Source organism: Sphingomonas sp. NPDC019816, assembly GCF_050274375.1.
Taxonomy (GTDB): Bacteria; Pseudomonadota; Alphaproteobacteria; order Sphingomonadales; family Sphingomonadaceae; genus Sphingomonas.
Genome location: NZ_JBNNOB010000208.1, coordinates 1 through 4,107, shown reverse-complemented (window position 1 = coordinate 4,107; position 4,107 = coordinate 1). Strand labels below are relative to the sequence as shown.

Sequence of the window (4,107 nt, the reverse complement as noted above, 5' to 3'; positions counted from 1 at the left end):
GTCGCTGAGTTTATCCCCTTAACGTCGTTCAGCCTGAGCGCAGTCGAAGGCCAAGGGATGCACTCTCCTCCATGGCCGGCGGCGAGGGCGGGACGTGGCCTTCGACTTCGCTCAGGCTGAACGGAGGGGGAGCATGTTTCCCCGATCGAGGTCGGGGTCGCGCAACTTGTCGGTCCGGCGTGCTAAGTGCAAAGGGCCCGCGCATCGCGCGTGACACGGTGAAACTGGCGGCCGTAGGACCGAAGACTTTCGGGATCGCTTGCGAGGGACTGGCAGTCCTCGCCGCGCGGTGCAATTTCCCTCACCTTCGTTCAGCTTGAGCGTAGTCGAAGGCCACGTCCGCTCTCTCCTCCGGGCGCGGGGGTGAGCGAATCCCGTGGCCTTCGACTTCGCTCAGGCTGAACGGGGGATGGGATGCCACCGCAAAATCGCGATCGGGTTTCCATCGGCCCACCCCTCCCCTACACTCCGGGCATGACCGACAGCCCCATGCCCCGCCCCAAGCTCGCCTATCGCTGGACGGACGGTACCGGCCCCGCGATCGTCTTCCTGCCGGGCTATGCCTCGGACATGCAGGGGTCGAAGGCGCTCGCTCTGGAGGCATGGGCGAAGGCGAAGGGCCGTGCCTTCCTGCGCTTCGACTATGGCGGCTGCGGCGAGTCGGACGGCGCGTTCGCGGATCAGGCGCTGGCCGACTGGCGCGACGACGTGCTCGCGATGCTGGACGATGTGGTGACGGGGCCAGCGGTGCTGGTGGGGTCGTCGATGGGCGGTTGGCTGATGCTGCTCGCCGCCATCGCCCGGCCGGATCGGGTCAAGGCGCTGGTCGGCATCGCGCCCGCGCCCGACTTCACCGACTGGGGCTTTTCCGAAGAGGAGAAGATGACGATCCTCCAGGCCGGTCGGTTGGAGCGGCCCAACCCCTACGGCCCCGAGCCCACCGTCTACACCCGTCGCTTCTGGGCGTCGGGCGAGGCCAATCGGCTGACCTTCGCCCCCATCGCGTTCGATGGGCCGGTCCGGCTGCTTCAGGGGATGCGGGACCCCGATGTGCCGTGGCAGCGGACCACCCATCTGGCCGGACTGATCCGTTCAGCCGATGTGCAGACGATCCTCGTCAAGGACGGCGATCACCGGCTGTCGCGCGATCAGGACATCGCCCTGCTGATCCGCGGCGTGGAGGACGTTTTGAACCGCTTATGATCCTGTTCCCCCTCGCACTCGCCGCCGCTGCCCAGACCCCGACAAAGCCCGCCGCGCTTCCCGCCGATCCGCGTGAGGCGCGGCATGATCGCTGTGTCGCGACCGCCGAGCGCGATCCCGCCGCCGGGCGGGCGGAGGCGAGCCGCTGGCAATTGGCGGGGGGTGGCTATTTTGCGCAGCAATGCCTCGGGCTGGCCTATGCGACCGAGGGCAAGTGGCCTGCCGCCGCCGCCGCGTTCGAACAGGCGGCGAGGGCGGCGGAAACGGGCCGGGACGCCCGTGCCGCCAATTACTGGGCGCAGGCGGGCAATGCCTATCTGGCGGGGGGCGATGCCACCCATGCCCGCGCTGCGCTGGACGCCGCGCTCGCCTCGGGCCAATTGACGGGTTTCGCGCTGGGCGAGGCGCTACTCGACCGCGCCCGCGCGCTGGTGGCGGGCGGACAACCGGCGGCGGCGCGGGTCGATCTGGACGCCGCGCTGACCCATGTGCCCTCCGACCCGCTGGCCTGGCTGTTGTCGGCGACGCTGGCGCGCCGCACCGGTGACCTGCCCCGCGCGAAAAAGGATATTGGCGAGGCGCTGGCGCGGTCGGCCGACGACGCCAATGTCCAGTTGGAGGCCGGCAACATCGCCGCCGCCGGCGGTGACGAGGCCGGCGCGCGCAAGGCGTGGAGCGAGGCCGCCCGACTTGCCCCGCCCGACAGCCCGATCCGCACCATCACCACCAGGGCGCTCGCGCAATTCCCCTCGCGCTAGGCCTTATCGCAGGTAAAGGTTGGCCCGGCCGTCTGCGGGTAGACAGGGCCGGCCCGCAAGAACGGCAGGAGATCCGATGCGTTACCTTCACACCATGATCCGCGTCAGCGATCCCGACGCCACGATCCGCTTCTTCGAATTGCTGGGGCTGAAACAAGTGCGGCGGGTCGACAATGAGGGCGGGCGCTTCTCGCTGATCTTCCTGGCGGCACCGGGCGATGAGGGCCGCGCCGAGGTCGAGCTGACCCATAATTGGGACCCCGAAATCTATACCGGGGGCCGCAATTTCGGCCATCTCGCCTACCGCGTCGACAATATCTACGAAACGTGCCAGCGACTGATGGATGCCGGCATCACCATCAACCGGCCGCCGCGCGACGGGCATATGGCGTTCGTCAAGACGCCCGACGGCATCTCGATCGAACTGTTACAGGACGGTGCGCTGCCCCCGGCCGAACCATGGACCTCGATGCCCAATGTCGGCAGCTGGTAAGGCCGCGCATGGAAATCGTTCGCGTCCCCGTCCTTTCCGACAATTACGCCTGGCTGATCCATGACGATGGCCGGACCGTCGCGCTCGATCCCGGTGAGGCCGCGCCCGTCGCGGCGGCGGCGGCGGCACGGGGATGGCGCATCGACCAGGTCTGGCTGACCCACTGGCATCCCGACCATGTCGGTGGCGCGGGCGAGTTGCGCGCCGCCGGCGCGCGGGTCGCCGGCCCGGCGGCGGAGGCGGCCAGGATTGAGGGGCTCGACCGGCTGCTCGCGGAGGGCGACCGGATCGGGGCCGGCACACTGGAGGCGGTGATCTGGTCGGTGCCGGGGCATACGGCGGGTCACATCGCCTTTCATATCCCCGAGCGCGCGGTGATCTTTTCGGGCGACACGCTGTTCGCCATGGGCTGTGGCCGGTTGTTCGAAGGGACGGCGGCGCAGATGCACGCCAATATGCGCCGCTTCGCCGCGCTGCCCGAGGATACGCGGGTCTATTGCGGGCATGAATATACCCTGTCCAACGCGCGTTTCGCGGCGGTGACGGAGCCGGACAATGACGCGATCGCCGCGCGGCTGGCCGATGTCACCGCGATGCGCGAGGCGGGCGAGCCGACGATCCCGACGACCATCGCGCTGGAACGCGCGACCAACCCCTTTCTGCGATCGGTCGATGCGCAGGAATTGGCGGAGCGTCGTGCAGCCAAGGACGCGTTCAAGGGTTAGGACCATGGTACGGGGGAACCGACCGAAGGAGGCGAAGACGATGCGCGGCCTGACAATCTTGTCCCTGGCGTTCCTGCTACCGGCGATCGCCGGCTGTACCCCCACCCCCGCGGAACAGGCGCGGATCGACCAGCGCCAGGCGACCGAGCGCGCCGACCTGACCAAGGCGCTGCGCGGCTTGACCCCCGAAAAGCCGACCCAGTGCATCGGCCAGTATCAGACGCGGCAGGTGACGGCCTATGGCCCGACCATCGTCTATACGATCTCACCGCGCTTGAAATATGTCAGCGAGACGCAAGGCGGGTGCGAGACGATCGGCCAGCGCGGACGCAACGACATATTGGTCACCCGCACCACGACCGGCCAGCTGTGCGCCGGCGACATCGCCCAGACGGTCGACCGCGTGTCGGGCTTCTTCAGCGGCAGTTGCAGCTTCGGGCCGTTCGTGCCCTATCGGCCCGCCAAGTGATGCGTGGCCGTCTTGCCATGGTGGCGGCGCTGGGCCTGACGCTGGTCGCCGCCAAGTCCGATCCCTTTGCCGGCCGTGTCGCGGGACCGCCCGTGCAATGCGTGGATACCAGCACCGCCCAGTCGGGGCCGAGTATCGTCGACAACGGCACGATCATCATCAATGCCGGCGGCCGCCGCATCTGGCGTGCGCAGGTGCGCGGTCAATGTCCCAGCCTGCGGCCGTTCAACACGCTGCTGATCCAGCAATGGGGCTCGCGGCTGTGCCGGAACGACCGGTTCCAGGTGCTGCAACAGGGCCTGTCGATCCCGTCGGCATCCTGCTTCTTCGATGGGTTCGTGCCGTATGATCGGGTGAAGAAATAGGGGATCTGGCCTAGACCAGCCCTCCCCCATCCCCTCCCGCCTGCGGGAGGGGCGTGCCCAGTTCGAAACGCGGAAACAAGTCGCAACGGTCGAT

The 4,107-nt window shown here is 68.4% G+C and carries 6 protein-coding genes; all 6 read left to right on the top strand.

Annotated elements, in window-relative coordinates; translation table 11 throughout:
• The first annotated feature begins 474 nt into the window (after window positions 1-474).
• The 6 genes from ACQKJZ_RS18435 (at window position 475) to ACQKJZ_RS18410 (ending at window position 4,013) form a co-directional block, all read left to right on the top strand.
• A complete protein-coding gene (locus ACQKJZ_RS18435; protein WP_427733041.1) occupies window positions 475-1,203 on the top strand; it encodes an alpha/beta hydrolase in 729 nt (242 codons plus the stop codon).
• The gene (locus ACQKJZ_RS18430; protein WP_427733039.1) at window positions 1,200-1,961 is read left to right on the top strand and encodes a tetratricopeptide repeat protein; all 762 of its coding nucleotides are present in this window, start codon (window positions 1,200-1,202) and stop codon (window positions 1,959-1,961) included. The genes ACQKJZ_RS18435 and ACQKJZ_RS18430 overlap by 4 nt, the downstream gene beginning before the upstream one ends.
• A gap of 76 nt (window positions 1,962-2,037) precedes the next feature.
• The gene (locus ACQKJZ_RS18425; RefSeq protein WP_427733037.1) at window positions 2,038-2,454 is read left to right on the top strand and encodes a VOC family protein; all 417 of its coding nucleotides are present in this window, start codon (window positions 2,038-2,040) and stop codon (window positions 2,452-2,454) included.
• Between the two features lie 8 nt (window positions 2,455-2,462).
• The gene (gene gloB / locus ACQKJZ_RS18420) at window positions 2,463-3,179 is read left to right on the top strand and encodes a hydroxyacylglutathione hydrolase (RefSeq protein WP_427733035.1); all 717 of its coding nucleotides are present in this window, start codon (window positions 2,463-2,465) and stop codon (window positions 3,177-3,179) included.
• 40 nt (window positions 3,180-3,219) lie between these two features.
• Window positions 3,220-3,648 (top strand): hypothetical protein, encoded by a 429-nt coding sequence (locus ACQKJZ_RS18415; protein WP_427733033.1) that lies wholly within the window; start codon window positions 3,220-3,222, stop codon window positions 3,646-3,648.
• The gene (locus tag ACQKJZ_RS18410) at window positions 3,648-4,013 is read left to right on the top strand and encodes a hypothetical protein (protein WP_427733031.1); all 366 of its coding nucleotides are present in this window, start codon (window positions 3,648-3,650) and stop codon (window positions 4,011-4,013) included. The genes ACQKJZ_RS18415 and ACQKJZ_RS18410 overlap by 1 nt, the downstream gene beginning before the upstream one ends.
• Window positions 4,014-4,107: the final 94 nt, after the last annotated feature.